This is a genomic window from Achromobacter sp. SIMBA_011 (assembly GCF_046535435.1).
Taxonomy (GTDB): domain Bacteria; phylum Pseudomonadota; class Gammaproteobacteria; order Burkholderiales; family Burkholderiaceae_B; genus Achromobacter; species Achromobacter dolens.
This window is the reverse complement of sequence record NZ_JAWRWN010000193.1, coordinates 1-326: the sequence shown is the minus strand read 5'-3', so window position 1 is coordinate 326 and position 326 is coordinate 1. Positions and strand designations below refer to the sequence as shown.

General features: G+C 58.6%; 1 protein-coding gene. It reads left to right on the top strand.

Going from position 1 to position 326, the window contains the following annotated elements:
- Nucleotides 1-326, top strand: a 326-nt coding sequence (locus SB816_RS30535) for a 4Fe-4S dicluster domain-containing protein (protein WP_410548057.1), incomplete at both ends; no start/stop codon positions are given.

Sequence of the window (326 nt, the reverse complement as noted above, 5' to 3'; positions counted from 1 at the left end):
GTACCACTCGATTAAGCCCTATCTGATCAACGACACTCCCCCACCCGAACGGGAAAGGCGTCAGTCGCCCGAGGAACGCGACCAACTCGACGGCCTCTACGAGTGTATTTTGTGCGCGTGCTGTTCCAGCGCGTGCCCCTCGTACTGGTGGAATCCAGATAAATATGTCGGTCCTGCAGGTCTCCTGCAGGCCTACCGCTTTCTGGTCGATTCCCGCGACGAGGGTACGGGTGAGCGGCTGGACAATCTTGACGATCCGTATCGCCTCTTCCGGTGTCGGACGATACTGAACTGTACGGACGTCTGCCCCAAAGGACTGAATCCGG